Consider the following 21298-nt stretch of genomic DNA (forward strand, 5'->3'; position numbering starts at 1 on the left):
CCGCGTGAAAGCCCCGATAAAATTGCGCCGCCGCGAGGCGGTTGAACCGGTTGATTTGCCAGACGATCTCCCGCCCCTGCTGAAGCGTCTCTACGCCAGCCGCGGCGTGCGCAGTGCTGAGGATCTTGAACGCAGCGTCAAAGGGATGCTGCCCTGGCAGCAGCTCAACGGCATCGAAAAAGCCATCGAAATGCTCTACAACGCGCTCCGTGAGGGAACGCGTATTGTGGTGGTAGGGGATTTCGATGCAGATGGCGCAACCAGCACGGCCTTGAGCGTTTTGAGTCTGCGCGCGCTGGGCTGCGATAACGTCACTTACCTTGTGCCGAACCGCTTTGAAGACGGTTACGGCCTCAGCCCGGAAGTGGTCGATCAGGCTCACGCCCGCGGGGCACAGATGATCATGACCGTTGATAACGGGATCTCTTCCCATGCAGGTGTCGATCATGCGCACGCGCTGGGGATCCCGGTGTTAGTCACCGATCACCACTTGCCGGGTGAAACGTTGCCGGACGCTGAAGCGATCATCAATCCCAACCTGCGCGACTGCGATTTCCCGTCAAAATCTCTCGCCGGTGTGGGGGTAGCGTTTTATCTGATGCTGGCGCTGCGGACCCTGCTTCGTGATAAGGGCTGGTTCGAATCACGCGGTATCGCCATACCAAACCTGGCCGAATATCTCGACCTGGTGGCGCTGGGTACCGTCGCGGACGTCGTGCCGCTCGATACCAATAACCGTATTTTGACCTGGCAGGGCTTAAGCCGCATTCGCGCGGGCAAGTGCCGTCCGGGAATTAAGGCGCTGCTGGAAATTGCCAACCGCGATCCGCTCAAGCTGGCGGCAAGTGATTTGGGTTTTGCCCTCGGGCCGCGTCTGAACGCTGCCGGAAGGCTGGACGATATGTCCGTCGGTGTGGCGCTGCTGCTGTGCGATAACATCGGCGAAGCGCGCGTCCTGGCCAATGAGCTCGACGCGTTGAACCAGACCCGTAAAGAGATAGAGCAGGGAATGCAGGTCGAAGCGCTGACCCTTTGCGAAAAACTCGAACGCAGCGGTGAAACGCTGCCGGGCGGGCTGGCTATGTATCATCCTGAGTGGCATCAGGGTGTGGTTGGCATTCTGGCCTCGCGCATTAAAGAGCGCTTCCACCGCCCGGTGATCGCGTTTGCCCCGGCTGGTGACGGCACGCTGAAAGGCTCTGGCCGTTCGATTCAGGGTCTTCACATGCGTGATGCACTGGAGCGTCTGGATACGCTGTACCCGGGCCTGATGATCAAATTTGGCGGCCATGCGATGGCGGCGGGTCTGTCGCTGGAAGAGGCGAAATTTGACGAATTTCAGCGGCTATTTGGTGAACTGGTCACCGACTGGATAGACCCTGCCTTGTTGCAGGGAGAAGTGGTGTCCGACGGCGAGCTCTCACCGCATGAGATGACAATGGACGTGGCGCAGATGCTGCGCGATGCCGGTCCGTGGGGACAGATGTTCCCTGAACCGCTGTTCGACGGCCGTTTCCGCCTGCTTCAGCAACGTATCGTCGGCGAGCGTCATCTGAAAGTCATGGTTGAGCCCGTTGGCGGCGGACCGCTGCTGGACGGCATCGCCTTCAACGTCGATACGGCCATCTGGCCGGACAACGGCGTGCGCGAGGTCGAACTGGCATACAAACTGGATATCAACGAGTTTCGCGGAAACCGCACCCTTCAGATCATCATCGACAATATCTGGCCAATTTAGCGGCAGTAATCTCTATAAAAAAGGGCGTGGATTCGGTACAATCCCGCTCTTATCACCGCATTTTGACAAGTCCATAAAAGAAAACAGACCATGTTTGAAATTAATCCGGTAAAAAACCGTATTCAGGACCTCACGGAGCGCTCTGACGTTCTTAGGGGGTATCTTTGACTACGATGCCAAGAAAGAGCGTCTTGAAGAAGTAAACGCCGAGCTGGAACAGCCGGACGTCTGGAACGAACCTGAACGCGCACAGGCGTTGGGTAAAGAGCGTTCCTCTCTCGAAGCTATCGTAGATACGCTGGATCAAATGGCTCAGGGGCTGGAAGATGTTTCCGGTTTGCTCGAGCTGGCCGTCGAAGCCGACGACGAAGAAACCTTTAACGAAGCCGTGGCAGAACTCGACGTGCTGGAAGAGAAGCTGGCGCAGCTGGAATTCCGTCGTATGTTCTCCGGCGAATACGACAGCGCTGACTGTTACCTCGATATTCAGGCAGGTTCTGGCGGTACCGAAGCGCAGGACTGGGCCAGCATGCTGACGCGTATGTACCTGCGTTGGGCAGAAGCGCGCGGCTTCAAAACCGAAATCATCGAAGAGTCTGAAGGTGAAGTGGCCGGTATTAAATCCGTCACCATCAAGATCATTGGCGACTACGCCTACGGCTGGCTGCGTACCGAGACCGGCGTTCACCGTCTGGTGCGTAAGAGCCCGTTCGACTCCGGTGGCCGTCGCCATACCTCCTTCAGCTCGGCGTTTGTTTACCCGGAAGTTGACGAAGATATTGATATCGAAATTAACCCGGCGGACCTGCGTATTGACGTTTATCGCGCCTCCGGTGCGGGTGGTCAGCACGTTAACCGTACGGAATCGGCGGTGCGTATTACCCACATTCCAACCGGGCTGGTAACACAATGCCAGAACGACCGTTCCCAGCATAAGAACAAAGACCAGGCCATGAAGCAGATGAAAGCGAAGCTTTATGAGCTGGAGATGCAGAAGAAAAATGCTGAGAAACAGGCGATGGAAGATAACAAGTCCGACATCGGTTGGGGCAGCCAGATCCGTTCTTACGTCCTTGATGACTCCCGCATCAAAGACCTGCGTACCGGGGTTGAAACCCGTAACACGCAGGCGGTGCTGGACGGCAGCCTGGACCAATTTATCGAAGCAAGTTTGAAAGCAGGGTTATGAGGAACCAACATGTCTGAACAACAAGCACAGGGCGCTGACGCGGTAGTCGATCTTAACAACGAACTGAAAACCCGCCGCGAGAAGCTGGCAGCGCTGCGTGAGCAGGGCGTGCCGTTCCCGAACGATTTTCGTCGTGACCACACCTCAGACCAACTGCACGCTGACTTCGACGGTAAAGAGAACGAAGAGCTGGAAGCGCTGAACATCGAAGTGGCCGTTGCTGGCCGTATGATGACCCGTCGTATTATGGGTAAAGCCTCCTTCGTGACTTTGCAGGACGTGGGTGGCCGTATTCAGCTGTATGTTTCCCGTGACGATCTGCCGGAAGGCATCTACAACGAGCAGTTCAAGAAGTGGGATCTGGGCGATATCCTTGGCGCGAAAGGTAAACTGTTCAAAACCAAAACCGGTGAACTGTCTATCCACTGTACCGAGCTGCGTCTGCTGACCAAAGCGCTGCGTCCGCTGCCGGACAAATTCCACGGCCTGCAGGATCAGGAAGCGCGCTATCGTCAGCGTTATCTGGATCTCATCTCTAACGATGAATCCCGCAAGACCTTTAAAATTCGCTCCCAGATCATGGCCGGTATTCGCCAGTTCATGGTGAACCGCGACTTTATGGAAGTGGAAACCCCGATGATGCAGGTGATCCCAGGCGGTGCGTCTGCCCGTCCATTCATCACCCATCATAACGCCCTGGACCTGGACATGTACCTGCGTATCGCGCCGGAACTGTACCTGAAGCGTCTGGTGGTAGGTGGCTTTGATCGCGTATTCGAGATCAACCGTAACTTCCGTAACGAAGGTATCTCCGTTCGTCATAACCCAGAGTTCACCATGATGGAACTCTATATGGCGTATGCAGATTACAAAGATCTGATCGAGCTGACCGAATCCCTGTTCCGTACCCTGGCGCAGGACATTCTGGGCACCACCCAGGTCCCTTACGGTGAAGAAGTGTTCGACTTCGGCAAGCCGTTCGAAAAACTGACCATGCGCGAAGCGATCAAGAAATACCGTCCTGAAACCAACATGGCGGATCTGGATAACTTCGACTCTGCGAAAGCGATCGCGGAAAGCATCGGTATCAAGGTTGAGAAGAGCTGGGGTCTGGGCCGTATCGTGACCGAGATCTTCGAAGAAGTGGCCGAAGCGCACCTGATTCAGCCGACCTTCATCACCGAATACCCTGCTGAAGTGTCTCCGCTGGCGCGTCGTAATGACGAGAACCCGGAAATCACTGACCGTTTCGAATTCTTCATCGGCGGCCGTGAAATCGGCAACGGCTTTAGCGAGCTGAACGATGCGGAAGATCAGGCGCAGCGCTTCCAGGATCAGGTTGATGCGAAAGCAGCGGGCGATGACGAAGCGATGTTCTTCGACGAAGACTACGTGACCGCGCTGGAGCACGGCCTGCCACCGACGGCGGGTCTGGGTATTGGTATTGACCGTATGGTCATGCTGTTCACCAACAGCCACACCATCCGGGACGTGATCCTGTTCCCGGCGATGCGTCCGGTGAAATAAGGCGTTAAGATGTAAAAAAAGCCCCGTTAGGGGCTTTTTTATTGCGCGGCAAACGCTCTCAAAGCGTCTCGTGCGACCGTTGCTTCCAGCACCATCCACGGGCTGAAACCCCAGGGCGCGGCGTTTAGGGCCTGGAACAACGATTCCAGTTCAACCCATTCAAATTCCATCACTTCTTCGTGATTAATACGCAGTTCGCTGGTAATACGTGCCGCGAATACCGGGCAAATCTCATTTTCCACAATCCCGGAAGGATCGGTTTCGCGGTAGCGAAACTCGGCGGCCACGGGGGTAATCGCCGTGATTTCAGCGCCAACCTCAAAACGGCAGCGGCGGATAATCGCCTCTTCCGTCTTTTCACCGGTTTGAGGGTGCCCGCAGACGGAATTCGTCCAGACACCCGGCCAGGCTTTTTTGCTTAGCGCGCGTCGGGTGACCAGGCACTCCCCTTCGGCGTTAAACAGCCAGGAGGAGAAGGCCAGATGCAGAGGGGTTTGGGTGGTGTGTGCGGCGTACTTTTCCTGAGTGCCAATCACCATTCCCTGGTCGTTTACCAAAATAACGTGTTCTTGAATACTCATTCGTGCTCCAGTGCCAACGATGCGGATGGTTCTGCACCATCAGCAGAGCAGTATTATACGGCATTCTTATACGAACGGTTTGACCCACAGAGCGGAAAAGGGCTGACCCATTTCTGCCAGGGCTGGTATCATAGGGCGCCATTCACGCTGACCGAGGATCTGTTTTGTTTGCAGGAAGCCTGACGAGAAACCCCATCATCGCCATTTTTTGCCTGACGCTGACATTATTACTGGCCGGCTGTTCGGGGAGTAAATCTTCAGATATGGGCAGCTATTCCGGTTCGGTCTACACCGTTAAGCGCGGTGACACGCTGTATCGGATTTCGCGCGCGACGGGGACCAGCGTGAAGGATCTGGCGCGTCTGAATAACATCTCTCCACCGTATACCATCGAAGTGGGGCAGAAGCTGAAGGTTAACGGCAGTTCGACCTCGGGTAAAAAATCCTCTGCGAAAGGCAAAACCGCTAAAGTGACGCCATCCTATGCGGTGCCGCAGTCCTCCTGGCCACCGGTCGGTCAACGCTGCTGGATTTGGCCAGCCAGCGGTAAAGTGGTGCTGCCGTACTCCCTGTCTGAAGGGGGTAACAAAGGCATTGATATCGCCGCTGCACGCGGTACGCCGGTTTATGCCTCAGGCGCAGGTAAGGTGGTTTATGTCGGTAACCAGCTACGCGGCTACGGTAACCTGATCATGATTAAGCATGGCGAAGACTACATCACGGCCTATGCGCACAACGACACGATGCTGGTCAATAACGGGCAAAACGTCAAAGCAGGGCAGAAGATTGCCACCATGGGCAGCACGGGAACGGATTCGGTGAAGCTGCACTTCCAGATTCGTTATAAGGCGACGGCCATCGATCCGCAGCGTTATCTTCCGGCACCCGGCAGCAAACCGAAGTGCTAAGTGATTATTTTATCGCCACTTAGTGGTGAAGAGGCTTGTATGAAGAGGCGTAAGGTCTATAATGCCTTACGCACCTCAAAGCGGGCGTAGTTCAATGGTAGAACGAGAGCTTCCCAAGCTCTATACGAGGGTTCGATTCCCTTCGCCCGCTCCAGATCTCTCCCCTTGTGGAGAAGCCTTAAAAGCCTTCTCTATCAGCAACTTAAATAGTTACCTATTTTAGTCGCCTATTGGTTCTACCATTGTGATCCGCCCTTGGTAACTGTCACGCTAAGTTACATGGTGAGATGACAGTATAACTCAGCGTTGGCGGCAGTTGCATCCTCACACCGCGATAGAAAACGTGAAGAAAAAGCCCATCCAGGCATCGTTATGTCATCGACAGATTGAACACACGCGCCCTATGAGCCACGTAAGCAGGTTTATGGTGATAACGTACCTACAAACGACATGTAGGCTCTATCAGCGCTTCAGCCACGCTCCCGCAAAGGTACACGGTTATCCTGATAAGGTGTGATCCCTCTGACAGTCTGATGAAGTCGCTACGCTTGTTGCTGTATCACCAACGGGGCTTTATGGCTTCTATTGTCCAAAATCAGAGAGTTGCACAAGTTATGCTCGATAGTTAATCTAAGATAAATCTTAGATTGCAAGAGGTTTTTTGATGTCTTCAAAAGCAAATCGAACATACAAGTATGGCGACCAACCGATAAGAATCACTACTGTCCAAGTGATTGAGGAACAGTTCGGAGGGGCGGCAACGGCGAAGCAAGTGGATGCTTATCTGAAAGAGCGATTTCCACATTATAAAGACGACACCCACTTGAATCTCATTGTCAACTCAGTCAACTGCAATCGTAGCTACTGGAGTTTCAACAAAACAGCCAGGCGAACTGATGATGTAACCCATCGGCATCATGAGTATGACCGATTGTTCAAGCGAGGGAAGATCTTTGAAATCTATCAACCCTCTATTCATGGTATTTGGGAGTTGTATCAGGATCAGCAAGGTAAATGGTGTTACCGTAAGGTGAAATCTGAGTTTGAAAAGGCTGTTGATGATGCGTCAGAACTGCCCCCGTCAGAACGCAAAGAGATTTTAGACGCTGAGAATAAAACTCCTGAGCTAATCGAGGTTACAACACGAGTTTATAAGCGAAGCCCCTATGTGGTAGCCGAAGTTCTTTCAAGGGCTAATGGCAAGTGTCAAAGCTGTAAGAGTGACGCTCCTTTTCTCAAAGTAGACGGCACACCATTTCTTGAGGTTCATCACATTGAGTGGCTTTCGAATGGTGGGGAGGATTCCGTTGAAAATGCGATTGCATTGTGCCCGAACTGTCACAGACAGGCGCATTATGGCGTTTTGGAGTTAGTACCAGTTAACAAATAAACTGAACATGCTTGTGATAGTATGAATAGGGTAAGTATCTTGGGGATTCTATGAGACCTTATTTAATATCTTGCTAAGCAGGGAATGTAAATATCGACATTTTTATATTATGGGAAACTTATGAAAAGTATCTGTAAGTTATGTCTCGAAGAGAAAGAACTACTGGAATCTCATAGCATACCAAGAAGCTATTTCAAACGATTGAAGAAGAATGATTCGCAGTTGATTATATTTCAAAAAGGTAGTAAACCAAAACGAGAAAATGTTGATCCTAAAGAGCCACTTCTATGCTTCGAATGTGAGCAGTTTATCAGCCATGAGTACGAATCGTATGGAACAAGATTGTTGAGAAATCATCATAATATACGTAAAAACTCTGACCATATTATCATCAACTCTTTCGATTATAAGCGATTTTATCTTTTCTTACTAAGTATACTATGGAGAGCCTCTATCTCTAAAAGTGTGCATTATTCAACTGTTAATGGAGTTCCTGAGTTGGATGACTTGATGAGGCATTGCATTAAAAATAAACAGGTGAGAATAAATAAACTTAGTCATTTGAAGGTGGATAACTTCATCCGTATTTGTGTATTTAGATTGATCGATACAACGAATAATATTCCTGATCACGTTATTAAATCTATTCTTAGTAACTTTGCTTTTATAAAAAGTGATGAGGCTGACAGTGTACTATGGTATTTCGTTGTGGAGGGATTTGCTATATTCTATGTTTTCTCTGCTTCTAAAGATTATCATGATGTCATTAGAATGAGATTAAAATCACAGTTAACTTCTGGTAGTCATCAGAAGATCTTTAAGATTGATATTTTTAAAGACGCTCTCTTCTCCGAGATTTTTATTGATTTACTTACTGCCGCGAATGAACAGAAATGATGATTTAATAATCAAAGTGTTCTGAATACTCTACAGACGTCTTAATACATTTGCATTGTTCAAACGGACTGATCGTCATAGATTGTATTGCTGTAAATACACGCCTTAGTATTGTCAGTCTCCTGTTAGTCTATCAAGATTAGCGTGATAAGTTCTACGTGAGTTTGTTGGGTCATGAGCGCCAGTGTTATCAGTAATACCCTGTTTTTATGTGTGACTTCTTATAAATCCATTTTATTGATCATATGTCTATAAGTCCGGTGTGTAGCGTTATGAGCTACATAACATAAACAGGTGCAGAGTGGCAATCACTGCGATCATCCGTACCCATGTACTTGTAATATGCAGGTACTACAAGTACCTCGCTTATGCTCAGCTTGTTACTTGTATCATTAACGGGGCTTTGTGGATGGTATTGTCTAAACTAAAGTACATCCAATAAGGCGGAGGAAGATGATGAGCATCACGTATAAAATCACATACGAACACAGAGACGGGAAAGAAACCAGAGCGGAGACGGTGTTACTTCGCTCTGACCACGAGCCAACACAAGATGAAGTCCAGGACGCAGTCAGAAGGGATTCCGCCAGATTTCACTCTGGCAGAGGGGGGACGGAGATTGCTGGATTCTCTATTATTTCAGTTGTATCTGAACCTTAATCCATAATGGCTTACCCCTCATTAGCCTGATTTGGAATGTTAAGAGAAAAAACAAAACACTCAAGTTGCTCTGAGGTTAAATATGTTTAATAACAAACTGTTGACGGTGGATCATGTGTATTAAAGGATTATCACTTTTTTTCTGTGCCATTTGCGTCGGTTGTAGCGGGGGTTCTCAGCGGCAAGAGCACTTAGATGTGCCTACTTATTCGGAGAGTTATGATCAGAGCTTAGGATGGCTTGTAACCGCTCGTTACAGAGACGTAAGTAACGCGGATATTGTAATGTCACTGATTGGGGACTTTTGCAAAAGCAAGGGGAAGGAAGCAACTCTATATAAGACGAATGCTGGTACTTCATCCTCCATTCAAGATATTTGGGCTTGTCAGACTCCCCCATTGTTAAATGATACAGATGTACTAAGCGGGATTTATTGCCATTTCATTGCTAACGCGCCCCGCTACTCGGTAGATTTCACGAACTCCCAAAAGGAAATTGCAGAAAAAATATTTGTTAAAACTTTCATTAAAAAGGGGATTGAATATCCAGTTGGTGGCTTTTACGAAAAGTACCTGAATAACTTTTCTGTGTGGGCAGTAGCCAAACACAAAGAGAGCGCTACTACTGATGAGGTACGTGAGTGGTTTGACACACATTGCCAGTAGGCAAAACGCTGATGCTGTTGCACCACCCATTGTCATACCATCAATGGGCAATAAGGCTTTATTGTCCAAAATCTGTTAGTTGCGCATTTTCTGCACCCTGAATACTCTGCGATTAATCCTAATAACTCAAGGGTGAGCATGGCTATCGGGAACAGACAGATTCAAGATGAATCACCTGAGGAAGAGTTAGAGCGCTTGCTGGAAGAACTTGCACTGACGCATGAGCAACGAGAGTTTATTGAGTCCATGCTACAAGAGGACGGGGATAGTACCAATGGGGAGTAACGCTTGCACCATCACTGTATTTGATGAATGGCTAATGTTCGTGTATAGACTATTTCGACTTATGATTTTACGATTTAGATAAATCATACAAGGAGGACGGTTTATGAGCGCACAGGCAGAAGAAGGAACATTACGCCGGATGACTTTAGGCGAGATAGCAATGGCTCGTAGGGTGTTCGGTGATTCGATAGTGTATAGCCGTGTCTGGATTCATTGCGACAGCTATTTACCATTCGGACTACAAAAACAGAACTACGCGATGACTCCAAACGGGGAGTTATGGTACAGAAAGTCGATGTACAGGGAAGATTTTTCCGCAAACTCGGTTTTCATCGAAGATAAATATGTTTTCATCCATGAGCTGGGGCATGTCTGGCAACACCAACACGGGCAATGGGTGAGAATGCGGGGAGCTTTTAGCTGGGCTGCTGAATATACCTACAGGCTGGATAAAGAAAAGCTCACTGATTATTCTCTTGAACAGCAAGCCTCTATTTTAGCTGATTACTGGTTACTGCTGGTTTATGGGATCAGTAAGTGGTCTTACTATCAGAGACCAGGGCGCATGGGGATGTACAGGGGCGTAGATTTGTTGCAGGATGTCCCTTCGCTTTACCAGAAAATCGTAACAGGGAAGGGGCGTTAAACATGAAAAACAAAATGTTGCTGGGTGTTGTATTCCTCTTAACGGGATGCCCTGGGCCAGGTGATCGAATGGTAGATCGTGAATCTACAACGGCATTGATCAAAGATAATCAAGTTTGTGTGTTGTCACCACTGGAGCCGCAGGAACGGATCACTGCTATTCAAATCAAAAGCGATAATAGCGACTCTCTTCACAAGATTTTCGATGACAAGCCTGTTTATGTGCCGAAGGGGGAGTGTCTTCCTGTATTTGGATTTAAGTTTACGTCTGGGGAGCGGTATAGCTTCGCGTATGACGTCCAATCTGATAAGTCAGAATCACATTTAGTCACCGCTGAACTTTCATACCCTAAAGAATAGGGGGCAAACTGCCCCTTTATATTCATTTCAACGCACGTACGTGATCAAGTAAGCGTTTAATGCGCGTATATATCTCTTAATGCATATAGTCTATCACGCTTGCTGAAGCCGCTTAACAACCTGATCGAAGGCTCCCGCTTGTAACTGGGAGATTCCTCAAATATCAGTAAGATGGGTCAGTAGGTCTTTAGTCGGTAGAAGGTGGCTTTGCTGATAGCCAGCCTATCTTGAACCATTGCTGGAGAGCAACCTTGATCTAATAGCTCTCTCACCTGTTCAGCGGTTGCTTTAATCGGTCTGCCACAATGTTTGCCTTCCGATTGAGCACGCTTGATACCTGCCGTTCTGCGCTCTGCTATCAGGTCTTTCTCCAGGCTGGCAAGTCCTGCCATCATGGTAAGCATTGCTTTACCCACTGGTGTTGACAGGTCGAACCCTTCTCGCAAGCTGACAACCTTCACGCCCTTCGCTTGCAACATTTCAACTGTCGACAGTACATCAATGGTATTACGTCCCAAGCGGTCTATGGCAATCACAATCAGCGTATCGCCTTCTCGCACATAGCTGAGTAGTTCACCAAACCCTGGACGATCTGATGCCTTTACTGCACCACTCACGGCTTTATCACTGAACCAGCGATTAACACTATATCCAGCTTCGGTTATCTGCTGCTTCTGGTTTTCAACGTTCTGGTCGCTGGTGGAAACTCGCACATATCCGATCACAGTTGTCATGATGTTCTCTAAGTCTCAAAAGATAGTATCAAAATAATAGCTGTCCCAAAATAAAAGATCAACCTTTTGAGACAAGGCGAAGCCGCATTTTGCCGTTGTGTCGGTGTAGTCTTATAAGGAGATTGTTTTGAGACTGGATAATAGAGGTTTAGGACTCGGGACTGAGAGCAAATGTAAGTGGAAATGATAATCGCGAAGCTGGTGATAGGCTCAAATGCTCGTTGCGGTTTGATTGTTGGGGTCGAGCAAATATATAGGGCGTGATTACTCACGCCTTTGTTTACATCTCAGAGCACAGGCTGAGCGTGTAGACAGCAGTCTGTCCATCATTGTTTGTGGGGCGCATAACGAAAATAGGCTCACTCCCATTGTCGATGTATGTGACGGCAATCCCTCCGTCTGGCGTGGCGTACATCTTCGCAATACTTTTCTCACCCAAGAAACCGAGTCGCCAGGTTTTACCACCCATGTTCACCTTCATACTTTTGTCCTGCACATCAAGGCGAGTTTCGACTGAAGATTTTTGGCTACCAGAATCGATCTGCCCTTCCTGGATCGCCTTACAGGTGAATGTGGTTGCACTTGAGGCGAAGGGGAGAACGATCAGTGACGTGAGAATCAATCTTTTCATGGTCTTCCTTTTCTTGTTTGATTTGGTGACAAGGCGCTGTTAGCGCATTACCTTATCTTACCACTTTCATTAATTAAATCGATCTTATAGATCAGTAAAATCGATCGATGTGGGTGATACAATGCTATTGTACAAATACTGAGCACTGTGACATTCGGCGATAACAGTCAACTGGAGTGAGGCTTATGAAGAAATCAATATTGGTGATATCGGGACTACTGATTTCACAGTTGGTGATGGCAGGACAAATCACAATGACAGATCCGCAGCAGGAAAAAACGGAGAATGGTAAGACGCTTTGCACCTATGAGAACAGCCAGTATGTTTTCACCTACGTCACTAAAGGGCAGTGCCCGTATGCAAAGACTTTCAATACCAGTAGTTCAGAGTAAAAGTGGGTATAAAAATCGCTGGTTATTTTAACATCGCAAGAAAGAACGGTTGCTTAGTATTAGCACTTAATGATTCGTCATTGATTTAGCTGTAAGCCGCATAGAATAAGGCTTTGTTGAAAGTTGATGGAAGGATAAAAGTTTCGTAAAGGCGTTAGAAAATGAATAATAAGGGAGGAATTATGATAGGTTACATCTATCAAATGTGGTTGTTTATCGGTTATTTACATCCTGTTAGTCATGAGGAGTTTTCCGGCTTTCTGGAGTGTTGTTTCATGCGGAGCACTGCGACCATGAAAGGTATGCTGCATGAGTAGCATGTAATGCGGAGCATGGAAGATATCGATTACAGGAAAGTAACCTTTGTACCTGATGTTATTACTCAGAAGCTATTTTCCTGTAAAGAAAATCTGCTATGCTCGCAGTACTCACATAACGAACATTAATACCTAAAAAACCATTAACTACTATTTAAATAGTAAATATTGATTATTTCCTGTGTTATGTACTCGTACACCTCGTCCATGAATCCATTGTGCAAGTTACTCTTGTGAAAATGAGTTTATGCACCATTACACACTTTCAGTGTTTCATTGTAAGCCTCCATTTTTACCGAAGATGCAAATAACTCTAAAGTACCTTTAGACTTTTCTGCATCCTCTGTATCAGGTTACTTGTGCAAATGGCGTAGCCATAAGAGCGGCTTACTTGCATATTAAGCCGGAAATTTCATTGTTAATAATATAGATAAGATGGTATCCGAGTCAGTGAAGCTACCGGACATCCATGATGTATGTGGGAGAGCAACGTGACCATACGATCCTTGATAGTATCTTGTTGAAAGTTAATAAATAACTTGACAAAACGTTCGTTTCATGGTAAGGTGGTATTAAGTGAGGGATATCTTCACTTCTCTAACAAATGCCCACTCTAATGACTTTATCTTCATGCCTCCTCCGGGTAAACGGTGTGGGGGTTTTGTCATGTCTGGAACACAATACTCATTCCCGATGAGTTGCTAAGCAGGAGGAACATTGCTTTGAAATATTTTAGTAGTGACCAGGTTTTTAATGAACTGGTCAATGGCGAAGTCACTCGTGAAGTGATATATGCATCTATGAACGTAGCCAGAAAACGCAAATACGCGGAACGTGAAAAACTGTTTGCTGATGCACTCGCTCGATTTGATGAATACCGAAAGGAAAAAACAAAATGAATATCCGATTCACTGATGACATCCACAAGGCGCTGATTGAACGTGCCAACCGTGAAGACAAATCAGCCGCCGCGCTGGTGAGTGAGTTAATAACAGCAGTCCTAAACCGAGAGGAACCGAATGACCGAAAAGAAACCAGTAGTAAACTTCGTTAATGCGATTTGCGGCTCAGGAAAGAGCCACCGTTTGAAAGAACACATTTACGACTTCAATCGAGAAGCTGTCCCAGAAAAGTTCTTAATCGTAGTACCAACCCACGCTTTAGCCGAGCAGTTCAAGCAAGAACTAAATCGTTTGAGAATCCCAAATCATCACATTTGCGTTGAAGGTGCGACTCTCAACCTGAAAAGTACTCTGGCGAACAGCTTCCAAACGAATGTGGTGATAACCACCCACGAATGTTTCACCAACTACTGCCACCTCGCTACGTTCAATCCTGAGATGCGCTCTCTACTGGCAGAACACAACGTGATGATTGACGAGATCCCTGATGGTTGGTTTGGGGCTGAAGCGAAGATCCGACATGCGGACAGAACGGCAGAAAACTTCCCATTCCTGGCATGGCTGGAAGAGCGAAACGGGTTGCTCTATTTGCGTGATGAGCACTACGACAAGCTGTACCAGTATTACCATGAGAAGCACGCTAACAGCGACAGCCTGAAGAAAGTGCTTTACGTGGCGCTCGACGGTGGTGGTGTGATGCATACCGAGTGTGATTCTTCATACAGCTTCTTTGCATACACTTATAACCCGATACTGAAGGCCGCAACGTGGGCGAAGAGCTTCACTGTGCTTGGCGCTGGTGTAGATCGCAGTGGGTTTGTATGGATGGCTGAGAACGTTGCTCAAATCGCAGTACAGGAAGCCGGGGAACACCTTCAGCCAGAACCCGAGAGACGCAAGCATAAGAACGTGCCTATCAAGATTGTGGTTGTCCTCTCAGAAGATGTCAAAAGAGCGGGGCAGTCAGAGCTGGCTAATGTTTTTAACAGTCATCTGAAAGAGATAAATCAGATTGTTGGGAAGGATTTTATCTTCGCAACTAACAACGATAAACCCATCTGTGACTTCCAAACTATTGGACTCGCTGAGCTCGGTGATCGCATGGGAGGTGAAGCTGTTTCGATGTCCAGCTACGGAATGAACAGCTACCAGGATGTTCACAGTGCTGTGTTCCTCGGATGTGCAAATCTGGGCGATAAAGATCGTAAGAGATGGGCTGACTATTGCAAACGTATCGGTTGGGATTTTGAAACGGTGATGAAGAAGAAGCGCCAGGCAATGTATCTTGAACGGTGCTACCAGTTTCTTAGCCGAACATCCATTCGCAACACTGATACCGATCACCCTCTCGTCTTTGTCGTTCCCGACATGGCGGCAGCGGAATACCTCAAAACCCATTACTTCCCTGGCTCAACCATCGAATGCCTTGGGATCAAGAAAGCTGGCAAGCAGGAAGAAACACGCTTGAAGGTGCTGGAATACAAGGCGCAAGGGCTAACTCAGAAAAAGGCTGCTGAAGTGATGGCGGTGTCTGTGAGGACAGTCGCAACCTACTGGAACCAGGGCGCTTACGTATGATTATCGCGCTTTACTGGTATCTGCTGTTCCTGTTTATCTGGGATGCAATCCGCACCTTTGAAAAACGTAGAAAAACAGAACGCAAAACTGAATCTCGGGATGTTTGATGTGGTGATTGATACAGCAAAGGGGCTAATGCCCCTTTTCTCGTTTTTTTAGTTTGTAGATTGAGCTAACACCGTTGCTGCACGCTGTTTAGTTTTTTCGCTTGAGCGCGGATTATCGCGTGCCTTAGCTGCAACTGTCTCCATTCTTTTTCGCTGGTATGGCGGAAAGTATCATGTTGTGTAAGCGGTGAAGGTGTAGTTTTGATGAGTTTTAAAGTTTGTCCGGCAGCAGAAGCGAATTTACTGGGCATTTACCATCGCCACATACCTATCTAACTCTTCCATACTTCCAGACGGCATGCTTACCACTGTTTTTTGGCTGCTTTCTATACAGCTGATGATGTCTTCGCGTGGGCCGCTGCGCCAGTCAGTGCTTGCATAAAAAGCATCAAGGACAACAACCATGTTCTCATGGCTATCAAAAGCGCGTATCAAATAGTAGCAATCCGGGTTATGCATGGAGTGTCCGAACGAAATAACCTCGATCCCGTGGCGCTGGTGTAGGGGAATGCTGATTTCCCGCATGATATTGTGAAAAGTGACTCCGGTGCCTTTGCGTAATGTGTATTGCAATATTTCGATGATTCGTTCCATTAATGCGATCCCCAAATGAGCGCCATCCCTTCGCTTTCAGGACGGACGGTTTTAAAACCGAATTTTTCATATAGCTCTGGAACATCTGCGATCAAGGTAATGTATGCTCCAACTGGTGCTTGTTGCCCGAGCCAGGACATTAATGCCTCCATGACTTTCCGGCCCAGCCCTTTACCTTGATGTTCTGGATCGACTGCAACATCTACGATTTCGAAGTTGAGCGCTCCATCTCCGACAATCCGCCCCATGTCGACAATAAGATCAGAATATTCAATATATACGCCATGACAGCTTCTTGGGAGGGCTTGTTTTGCGGCCTCAAGAGGGCGGGGGGTTAAACCGGATATGATGCGCAAGCGGCAAAAGTCCTCTGCGGGTGGCACTGCATCAACCAGAGTGTATCGTGATTCCATATTCAGCCTCAGTGCCATGAATGATCTTTTGTTTAGCATTAACAATCGCATCTATGCAATCTTCACGGTCTATTATAAAGACCGCCTCGTCACTGCCGAAAATATTTGAGGGCTGTGACTGAGTGGGGGGACGGTCATCAACTGGGGGATGACGGTAGATATTACTTTTTTTGCTATATGTTGTATGATGTTTTTTAATGTTGTGTAGATGTTTTGTTTTTTCTTTGACGCCGCTTCGCTTATTACCTACTATTAAAAAGGTTAAGTAGTTCTATCCTTCATTTAAGATGAGGTGTTTTCATGCCTAAACAAAAGGTAGTTCGTGATGCGGGTACTGGTCAGTTTGTAAAGCCGGAAGAGGCTAAGAAACGTCCAGGGACAACTGTTACGGAAACTGTAAAAATCCCCCCTAAAAAAGGGAAAAAGTAAAAACATCTCAAAGCGCTCATTAGTAGCGCTTTTTCTATTTCTGGAGATCTTTTGATGGAAAACCATAACTTTGAAAGGCTAAAAGAACATATTTTGTCGTTATCTGTTTCAAAAAACTTCGAAGTTGCCAAAACAGAGTGGAGTCTACATTCGATAGAAGTTTCTGAAGAAATGGATTTCTGTCCCTGTGGTCAAGATATCAAAGAGCATTGCTATATTGAAAATAAAAAAAATGGCAATACCACGTATGTCGGTAACGTTTGTATAAATAGGTTTTTGAATATTTCAACTGGAACTTTGTTTGAAGGGTTGAAAAGGATTAAGAAAAATATTCATGCCAATCCAAACTTGGCATTGATTGAGTATGCAAATGATAAAGGGTATTTATACGATAAAGAGTATGATTTCCTTGTTGATACGATGAAGAAAAGAAATCTTAGTGAAAAACAAAGGTTGTGGAAAGAGAAAATAAATAATCGTATCCTTAAAGAAGTCGTTGTTAAGAATCGTACAGCAAGATGAGTATTATTTTTTAGTAACTCCGATTTGATAACGCTGAAAACCAACACATTATATACAGAGTTTAAGAAATAAGGGGCTTGCGCCCCCTTTTCTTAGATTAATGTTTTCACATCAAAATCTATGTTTGTATCGGTATCGGCTTCGTAGTTAACCTCTTCAAATCCGAAACCAAACAACTTCAGGAACTCTTCTTTATAAGCAATGTAGTCTGTTAGCTGCTCCAGATTTTCATTGGTGATCGTCGGCCACAGATCTCGACATGCTTGCTGAACGTCTTCCCGAAGTTCCAGATCGTCCATGCGGATTCGCTGCTCGTCATCAAGTTTGGCACTACCCCCATATAGGCTGGTAGTCATCAGACGATTAATTTGCTCGATGCAGCCTTCGTGGATCCCACGATCTTTCATGAGCTTGAACACGATAGAAATATAAAGCGGCATGACTGGAATAGCTGAAGACGCTTGGGTGACAACAGACTTTAACACCGCGACGTTTGCAGCACCGTTGAGAGGAGCCAGCTTGTTGCGTAACGCGTTTGCCGCCCGATCCAGGTCTTCCTTCGCCTTACCGAGCGCACCGTGCCAGTAAATAGGCCAGGTCAAATCCGTGCCGATGTAGGAGTAAGCAACGGTCTTCACACCATCAGCCAGAACGCCAGCGTTATTAAGCGCATCAATCCACAGTTCCCAGTCCTCGCCACCCATCACGGTAACAGTGTTACGCACTTCTTCTTCGGTTGCCGGTTCGATACTGGCAGTAATGATCTGATCTTTGTTGGTATCAATGGCTTTAGAGGTATAAACCTCACCGATTGGCTTCAGCGCAGAGCGAACAATTTCGCCTGTTTTTGGCATCTTTCTTACCGGAGATGCAAGCGAATAAACCACTAAATCAATCTGACCCAGATCTTCTTTGATGAGGCTGATAACTTCGTCGCGGCACTCATCGGAGAACGCGTCGCCGTTGATGCTTTTCGAGTAAAGACCTTCACGTTTCGCTGCTTCATCAAAAGCCGCAGAATTATACCAGCCCGCAGAGCCAGGCTTGGTATCCGTACCCGGTTTTTCAAAGAAGATACCGATAGTGGAAGCACCACCGCCAAATGCTGCAGAAATTCTGGATGCAAGCCCATAACCAGTTGAGGCACCGATCACCAGCACACGTGCAGGACCATCAGTGAGTTTTCCGTTTTTGCGGACGTACTCGATTTGTTTGTTTACGTTGACCTGGCAACCAACCGGATGTGTAGTTGTGCAGATGAAACCACGAATCTTGGGTTTAATTATCATGTTGATTTTAATCCATTTTGCAAAACTTCTTTAACATACAATAATGATAACTTTTTTATGAAAAGTTGTAATGAATAATACACATTCATTAACTAACTCTGGGAAGGATAATGGTCTTGTTGAAACGTTACTATAATTAGATTTCAGGGTAGTCCACCAATTCGACATACCCTGCTAACTCTTCCATGCTCGCCCCCTGTGAATAGGTACGGAATGCTTCGGTTTTCGCTTTCTGTTCAGTGTGTCCGGTGATACTGCCTATTCTTGTTTCCTGCACCCCGGCACGGTCTAAGCATGTGATGAACATCCCGCGCAAGCTGTGGAAGCATTGACGATCTGTAGCGGTAGGCAAAACCTTGTCACGCAACCTGGTGAAGTTTTGAGAGTAGTACGGCCCTTTCTTACCATCCTTCCTGTTAATCTTGTTAGCTTGTGGGAACAGGTATTCGCCGTAACTGTGGTTCAGGTATTCATCGACAATCGCAGATAGCCGGGAATGAATAGGGACGTACCGTACCCCCGCCTTAGTCTTTGATTTCGAAATGTAGAAACAGCGTACACATTCCACCGTTTTGATCTCTGACTTCTTTAGGCTTGCCAGTTCATCAAGGCGGCATCCTGAAAACAGCCCCATGATTATGATGTTCCTGATCTCCGGCTCTGCTGCATCAAGTAACTTTTGCATCTGGTCAGGTTCAAACGGCTGATAACTCTCTATCGTGCGGCGTGCTTCGAGGTTATGACCGTGAAAAGGGTTGCGGTCTGGTATGCCATCGTAGCGGCGCTTTGCAAACTCGTAGAGGCTCCCTAAACACGTTAGCCAGTTTTGACGAGATTGATCGGCGGCTCCTTTCTCCTTTTGTGTATCGAGGAACTCAGTCACCAGGCGGCGGCCTATCCTTTCTAAGGCAATGTCCGGTTGTTTGGCACTTTCAAGGAATAGTTCAACGGCTCGCGCTGATTTGCTTAACGTTGAATAAGAGCGGCGGTTTTTATAGCTTTCGGCGTATTCGTCCCGTAATAGGCACAGAGTGGGAATCGAACAGGATCGCGTTACAGGTTGAGGGCGGCTCTTGTTCTTCTTCTCTTCGGTATGCAAGGCGGCTATTGACTGCTGCAACCACTGATCGGGGTTGCTCGGATTGTACTTCCGCTTAAGCTCTTCCCATTCTAATAAGAGGTAGTTTCTGAACCGTCGAGCCTCATTGAGATCGCGGGTTGAGGTGGTTTTGCGCCACATCCGGCACGGATATAAAAATCTGAGGTACTTCGGGACGAAGATCTGAAACATCCAGATTCCGTCTTTTCGTTTGTATAGGTAAGCCTGGCCCTTGATTGACACGATAATGATCCTCTATTATCACGTAATCAGTTACCTATGCTGATCGCAATATCGTTATCTGTTAGTAGGTTACAGAAGTGGAATGGATTTTTGTTCGATTCCCTTCGCCCGCTCCACTCCTTTAAAAGCCTTGTAACCTCTTCCCTTTACCTTGAACAACAAGCTTCTGTTTTAGCTGATTATTTTTTTTTGCTGGTTTATGGGATCAGTAATAAGTTTACATCTGGGGAGCGGTATAATTTTGCGTATCACATCCAAACTGATAAATCAGAGACGCATTTAGTCACTGCTGATATTTCTTATCCCGGAAAATAAAGGACTGTACTCCCTGGTGCGGTAATTAGCCATTCCAGTGATCTGGCTGGCCTCCTGTACCCTGTGACGCCTGGGCGTAAATGCAGGTCAGTATAAATACGATCAGAGAATGCTGTTGTTCGTCTTCAAAGATAAAGCTATGACGTTCAAGTCCTTCTAATACTTCCTCAAGCGACAATCTGATCATTTATCTTCCCCGTTGCAGCCTCGCATCCATGCACGACAGAAGATCCAGCCGATGACGAGCCATAGCACTGACAGCGCCACTATTTCTAAAAAGATTTTCATTTTGTTTTGGTGAGTGATTATTATCCTGGTAACGTTTCTGGGCGGTATTATTACTGGTGAGATCGGATGGGGCAAGTAACTAATTTTAATCGGGTATTAGTGATTCTAATAATTTCCTCCCCCTTATAAGACGTAAAGCATCCGTCGTGATTCAAACCCATTATTAAAAACATATGTGTTTTTCCGAATGTGTATTGAGTTTTCGTTCATGCCGGGTATCCTGTTGGTAAATACTCAGGAGGTTTGATGTCACTAACATCCTTACAACTCTTCAAATACCTCTCCGATGAAACCCGTCTGGGCATCGTACTGCTGCTCAGAGAGATGGGAGAGTTGTGCGTATGCGATCTCTGCACGGCACTGGATCAGTCGCAGCCCAAGATTTCCCGTCATCTGGCAATGCTAAGGGAAAGTGGGCTATTGCAGGATCGTAAGCAGGGCAAGTGGGTTCACTATCGCCTTTCCCCGCATATTCCGTCATGGGCTGCTCAGGTGATTGAGCAGGCCTGGTTATGCCAGCAGGACGACGTACAGGCCATCGCCCGTAAGCTGGCAACGGCAAATTGCTCTGGTAGCGGTAAGGCTATTTGTCTCTAAAAA

General features: G+C 47.2%; 25 protein-coding genes and 1 tRNA gene. 18 read left to right on the forward strand and 8 right to left on the reverse strand.

The annotated features are described in order from the left end of the window. Positions 1 to 4 precede the first annotated feature (4 nt). The 3 genes from recJ (at position 5) to lysS (ending at position 4454) form a co-directional block, all read left to right on the forward strand. Entirely contained in the window at positions 5 to 1738 is a 1734-nt protein-coding gene (gene recJ, locus ACOTXR_RS10555; protein WP_023331239.1) for a single-stranded-DNA-specific exonuclease RecJ, read from the forward strand. A gap of 90 nt (positions 1739 to 1828) precedes the next feature. Next, positions 1829 to 2927, forward strand: a protein-coding gene (prfB, locus tag ACOTXR_RS10560) for a peptide chain release factor 2 (RefSeq protein WP_096059326.1) whose coding sequence is annotated in 2 segments (ribosomal slippage) — positions 1829 to 1903 and positions 1905 to 2927 — 1098 coding nt in all. Because the reading frame shifts where the segments join, the coding sequence is not laid out codon by codon here. Between the two features lie 9 nt (positions 2928 to 2936). Then, a complete protein-coding gene (gene lysS, locus ACOTXR_RS10565; RefSeq protein ID WP_014885130.1) occupies positions 2937 to 4454 on the forward strand; it encodes a lysine--tRNA ligase in 1518 nt (505 codons plus the stop codon). A gap of 38 nt (positions 4455 to 4492) precedes the next feature. Here lysS and idi read toward each other — a convergent pair whose 3' ends face one another. Then, positions 4493 to 5035, reverse strand: a complete 543-nt coding sequence (idi, locus tag ACOTXR_RS10570) for an isopentenyl-diphosphate Delta-isomerase (protein WP_058689839.1) — start codon at positions 5033 to 5035, stop codon at positions 4493 to 4495. 164 nt (positions 5036 to 5199) lie between these two features. On the opposite strand from idi, the gene actS reads away from it, so the two are divergent. The 8 genes from actS (at position 5200) to ACOTXR_RS10610 (ending at position 10845) form a co-directional block, all read left to right on the forward strand. Next, positions 5200 to 5943 carry an amidase activator ActS gene (gene actS / locus ACOTXR_RS10575; RefSeq protein WP_032635615.1) on the forward strand — a complete coding sequence of 248 codons (744 nt, stop codon included), beginning with the start codon at positions 5200 to 5202 and terminating at the stop codon, positions 5941 to 5943. Between the two features lie 80 nt (positions 5944 to 6023). Beyond that, a tRNA-Gly gene (locus tag ACOTXR_RS10580) sits at positions 6024 to 6097 on the forward strand. A gap of 510 nt (positions 6098 to 6607) precedes the next feature. Then, positions 6608 to 7333, forward strand: a complete 726-nt coding sequence (locus ACOTXR_RS10585; protein ID WP_023337724.1) for an HNH endonuclease — start codon at positions 6608 to 6610, stop codon at positions 7331 to 7333. A 120-nt stretch (positions 7334 to 7453) separates the two neighbouring features. Beyond that, the gene (locus tag ACOTXR_RS10590; protein WP_023294871.1) at positions 7454 to 8230 is read left to right on the forward strand and encodes a hypothetical protein; all 777 of its coding nucleotides are present in this window, start codon (positions 7454 to 7456) and stop codon (positions 8228 to 8230) included. Positions 8231 to 9174: 944 nt separating this feature from the next. Beyond that, positions 9175 to 9555, forward strand: a complete 381-nt coding sequence (locus tag ACOTXR_RS10595; protein ID WP_032635618.1) for a hypothetical protein — start codon at positions 9175 to 9177, stop codon at positions 9553 to 9555. Between the two features lie 138 nt (positions 9556 to 9693). Further along, a complete protein-coding gene (locus tag ACOTXR_RS10600) occupies positions 9694 to 9840 on the forward strand; it encodes a hypothetical protein (protein ID WP_023294874.1) in 147 nt (48 codons plus the stop codon). 103 nt (positions 9841 to 9943) lie between these two features. Then, on the forward strand, positions 9944 to 10486 hold the full coding sequence (locus tag ACOTXR_RS10605) for a hypothetical protein (RefSeq protein ID WP_023294875.1): 543 nt from the start codon (positions 9944 to 9946) through the stop codon (positions 10484 to 10486). A gap of 2 nt (positions 10487 to 10488) precedes the next feature. After that, on the forward strand, positions 10489 to 10845 hold the full coding sequence (locus tag ACOTXR_RS10610) for a putative T6SS immunity periplasmic lipoprotein (protein ID WP_032635620.1): 357 nt from the start codon (positions 10489 to 10491) through the stop codon (positions 10843 to 10845). Positions 10846 to 11021: 176 nt separating this feature from the next. Here the strand turns inward: ACOTXR_RS10610 and ACOTXR_RS10615 are convergent, their stop codons facing one another. Both ACOTXR_RS10615 and ACOTXR_RS10620 read right to left on the reverse strand, forming a co-directional pair. Continuing rightward, a complete protein-coding gene (locus tag ACOTXR_RS10615) occupies positions 11022 to 11579 on the reverse strand; it encodes a recombinase family protein (RefSeq protein WP_023294876.1) in 558 nt (185 codons plus the stop codon). A 280-nt stretch (positions 11580 to 11859) separates the two neighbouring features. After that, entirely contained in the window at positions 11860 to 12210 is a 351-nt protein-coding gene (locus tag ACOTXR_RS10620) for a hypothetical protein (protein WP_023294877.1), read from the reverse strand. 185 nt (positions 12211 to 12395) lie between these two features. Between ACOTXR_RS10620 and ACOTXR_RS10625 the strand changes: the two genes are divergently transcribed. The 4 genes from ACOTXR_RS10625 to ACOTXR_RS10640 all read left to right on the forward strand — a co-directional run bounded on the left by ACOTXR_RS10625 (position 12396) and on the right by ACOTXR_RS10640 (position 15399). Then, positions 12396 to 12602: a hypothetical protein gene (locus tag ACOTXR_RS10625; RefSeq protein WP_023294878.1), complete on the forward strand. Its 207-nt coding sequence runs from the start codon at positions 12396 to 12398 to the stop codon at positions 12600 to 12602. Between the two features lie 1039 nt (positions 12603 to 13641). After that, complete coding sequence (locus ACOTXR_RS10630; protein WP_032635622.1) at positions 13642 to 13818, forward strand: hypothetical protein; 177 nt, start codon at positions 13642 to 13644, stop codon at positions 13816 to 13818. After that, entirely contained in the window at positions 13815 to 13973 is a 159-nt protein-coding gene (locus tag ACOTXR_RS10635; protein WP_023294880.1) for a hypothetical protein, read from the forward strand. Before ACOTXR_RS10630 ends, ACOTXR_RS10635 begins: the two co-directional genes overlap by 4 nt. Next, positions 13939 to 15399 carry a DEAD/DEAH box helicase family protein gene (locus tag ACOTXR_RS10640; protein ID WP_023294881.1) on the forward strand — a complete coding sequence of 487 codons (1461 nt, stop codon included), beginning with the start codon at positions 13939 to 13941 and terminating at the stop codon, positions 15397 to 15399. The genes ACOTXR_RS10635 and ACOTXR_RS10640 overlap by 35 nt, the downstream gene beginning before the upstream one ends. A 347-nt stretch (positions 15400 to 15746) precedes the next feature. On the opposite strand, the gene ACOTXR_RS10645 is transcribed toward ACOTXR_RS10640, so the two are convergent. Together ACOTXR_RS10645 and ACOTXR_RS10650 are read right to left on the reverse strand one after the other, a co-directional pair. Further along, positions 15747 to 16100, reverse strand: coding sequence for an NIPSNAP family protein (locus ACOTXR_RS10645; protein ID WP_023294883.1), 354 nt, complete (start codon positions 16098 to 16100; stop codon positions 15747 to 15749). Continuing rightward, on the reverse strand, positions 16100 to 16513 hold the full coding sequence (locus tag ACOTXR_RS10650; RefSeq protein WP_023294884.1) for a GNAT family N-acetyltransferase: 414 nt from the start codon (positions 16511 to 16513) through the stop codon (positions 16100 to 16102). The genes ACOTXR_RS10645 and ACOTXR_RS10650 overlap by 1 nt, the downstream gene beginning before the upstream one ends. 300 nt (positions 16514 to 16813) lie before the next feature. Between ACOTXR_RS10650 and ACOTXR_RS10655 the strand changes: the two genes are divergently transcribed. Both ACOTXR_RS10655 and ACOTXR_RS10660 read left to right on the forward strand, forming a co-directional pair. Next, positions 16814 to 16942: a hypothetical protein gene (locus ACOTXR_RS10655; RefSeq protein WP_023294885.1), complete on the forward strand. Its 129-nt coding sequence runs from the start codon at positions 16814 to 16816 to the stop codon at positions 16940 to 16942. A gap of 54 nt (positions 16943 to 16996) precedes the next feature. Then, positions 16997 to 17464, forward strand: coding sequence for a hypothetical protein (locus ACOTXR_RS10660; RefSeq protein WP_023294886.1), 468 nt, complete (start codon positions 16997 to 16999; stop codon positions 17462 to 17464). A 92-nt stretch (positions 17465 to 17556) separates the two neighbouring features. Here ACOTXR_RS10660 and fabV read toward each other — a convergent pair whose 3' ends face one another. The 3 genes from fabV to ACOTXR_RS10675 all read right to left on the reverse strand — a co-directional run bounded on the left by fabV (position 17557) and on the right by ACOTXR_RS10675 (position 20597). Further along, the gene (fabV, locus tag ACOTXR_RS10665) at positions 17557 to 18753 is read right to left on the reverse strand and encodes an enoyl-ACP reductase FabV (RefSeq protein WP_023294887.1); all 1197 of its coding nucleotides are present in this window, start codon (positions 18751 to 18753) and stop codon (positions 17557 to 17559) included. A 136-nt stretch (positions 18754 to 18889) separates the two neighbouring features. Then, positions 18890 to 20095, reverse strand: a complete 1206-nt coding sequence (locus ACOTXR_RS10670; protein ID WP_023294888.1) for a tyrosine-type recombinase/integrase — start codon at positions 20093 to 20095, stop codon at positions 18890 to 18892. A gap of 340 nt (positions 20096 to 20435) precedes the next feature. Further along, positions 20436 to 20597 (reverse strand): hypothetical protein, encoded by a 162-nt coding sequence (locus tag ACOTXR_RS10675; RefSeq protein WP_176686917.1) that lies wholly within the window; start codon positions 20595 to 20597, stop codon positions 20436 to 20438. A 347-nt stretch (positions 20598 to 20944) separates the two neighbouring features. Between ACOTXR_RS10675 and arsR the strand changes: the two genes are divergently transcribed. Continuing rightward, entirely contained in the window at positions 20945 to 21295 is a 351-nt protein-coding gene (arsR, locus tag ACOTXR_RS10680) for an As(III)-sensing metalloregulatory transcriptional repressor ArsR (RefSeq protein WP_047625995.1), read from the forward strand. Positions 21296 to 21298 lie beyond the last annotated feature (3 nt).

The sequence above is a fragment of the Enterobacter cloacae complex sp. IR53030 genome, from assembly GCF_049238365.1.
Classification (GTDB): domain Bacteria; phylum Pseudomonadota; class Gammaproteobacteria; order Enterobacterales; family Enterobacteriaceae; genus Enterobacter; species Enterobacter kobei.

Bases quoted from the DNA above. Each gene is read 5' to 3' on its own strand.
- lysS (WP_014885130.1), top strand. From the start codon at position 2,937: ATGTCTGAACAACAAGCACAGGGCGCTGACGCGGTAGTCGATCTTAAC.
- idi (WP_058689839.1), bottom strand. From the start codon at position 5,035: ATGAGTATTCAAGAACACGTTATTTTGGTAAACGACCAGGGAATGGTG.
- ACOTXR_RS10585 (WP_023337724.1), top strand. From the start codon at position 6,608: ATGTCTTCAAAAGCAAATCGAACATACAAGTATGGCGACCAACCGATA.
- ACOTXR_RS10590 (WP_023294871.1), top strand. From the start codon at position 7,454: ATGAAAAGTATCTGTAAGTTATGTCTCGAAGAGAAAGAACTACTGGAA.
- ACOTXR_RS10595 (WP_032635618.1), top strand. From the start codon at position 9,175: ATGTCACTGATTGGGGACTTTTGCAAAAGCAAGGGGAAGGAAGCAACT.
- ACOTXR_RS10600 (WP_023294874.1), top strand. From the start codon at position 9,694: ATGGCTATCGGGAACAGACAGATTCAAGATGAATCACCTGAGGAAGAG.
- ACOTXR_RS10605 (WP_023294875.1), top strand. From the start codon at position 9,944: ATGAGCGCACAGGCAGAAGAAGGAACATTACGCCGGATGACTTTAGGC.
- ACOTXR_RS10610 (WP_032635620.1), top strand. From the start codon at position 10,489: ATGAAAAACAAAATGTTGCTGGGTGTTGTATTCCTCTTAACGGGATGC.
- ACOTXR_RS10615 (WP_023294876.1), bottom strand. From the start codon at position 11,579: ATGACAACTGTGATCGGATATGTGCGAGTTTCCACCAGCGACCAGAAC.
- ACOTXR_RS10620 (WP_023294877.1), bottom strand. From the start codon at position 12,210: ATGAAAAGATTGATTCTCACGTCACTGATCGTTCTCCCCTTCGCCTCA.
- ACOTXR_RS10625 (WP_023294878.1), top strand. From the start codon at position 12,396: ATGAAGAAATCAATATTGGTGATATCGGGACTACTGATTTCACAGTTG.
- ACOTXR_RS10635 (WP_023294880.1), top strand. From the start codon at position 13,815: ATGAATATCCGATTCACTGATGACATCCACAAGGCGCTGATTGAACGT.
- ACOTXR_RS10640 (WP_023294881.1), top strand. From the start codon at position 13,939: ATGACCGAAAAGAAACCAGTAGTAAACTTCGTTAATGCGATTTGCGGC.
- ACOTXR_RS10645 (WP_023294883.1), bottom strand. From the start codon at position 16,100: ATGGAACGAATCATCGAAATATTGCAATACACATTACGCAAAGGCACC.
- ACOTXR_RS10650 (WP_023294884.1), bottom strand. From the start codon at position 16,513: ATGGAATCACGATACACTCTGGTTGATGCAGTGCCACCCGCAGAGGAC.
- ACOTXR_RS10655 (WP_023294885.1), top strand. From the start codon at position 16,814: ATGCCTAAACAAAAGGTAGTTCGTGATGCGGGTACTGGTCAGTTTGTA.
- ACOTXR_RS10660 (WP_023294886.1), top strand. From the start codon at position 16,997: ATGGAAAACCATAACTTTGAAAGGCTAAAAGAACATATTTTGTCGTTA.
- fabV (WP_023294887.1), bottom strand. From the start codon at position 18,753: ATGATAATTAAACCCAAGATTCGTGGTTTCATCTGCACAACTACACAT.
- ACOTXR_RS10675 (WP_176686917.1), bottom strand. From the start codon at position 20,597: ATGATCAGATTGTCGCTTGAGGAAGTATTAGAAGGACTTGAACGTCAT.
- arsR (WP_047625995.1), top strand. From the start codon at position 20,945: ATGTCACTAACATCCTTACAACTCTTCAAATACCTCTCCGATGAAACC.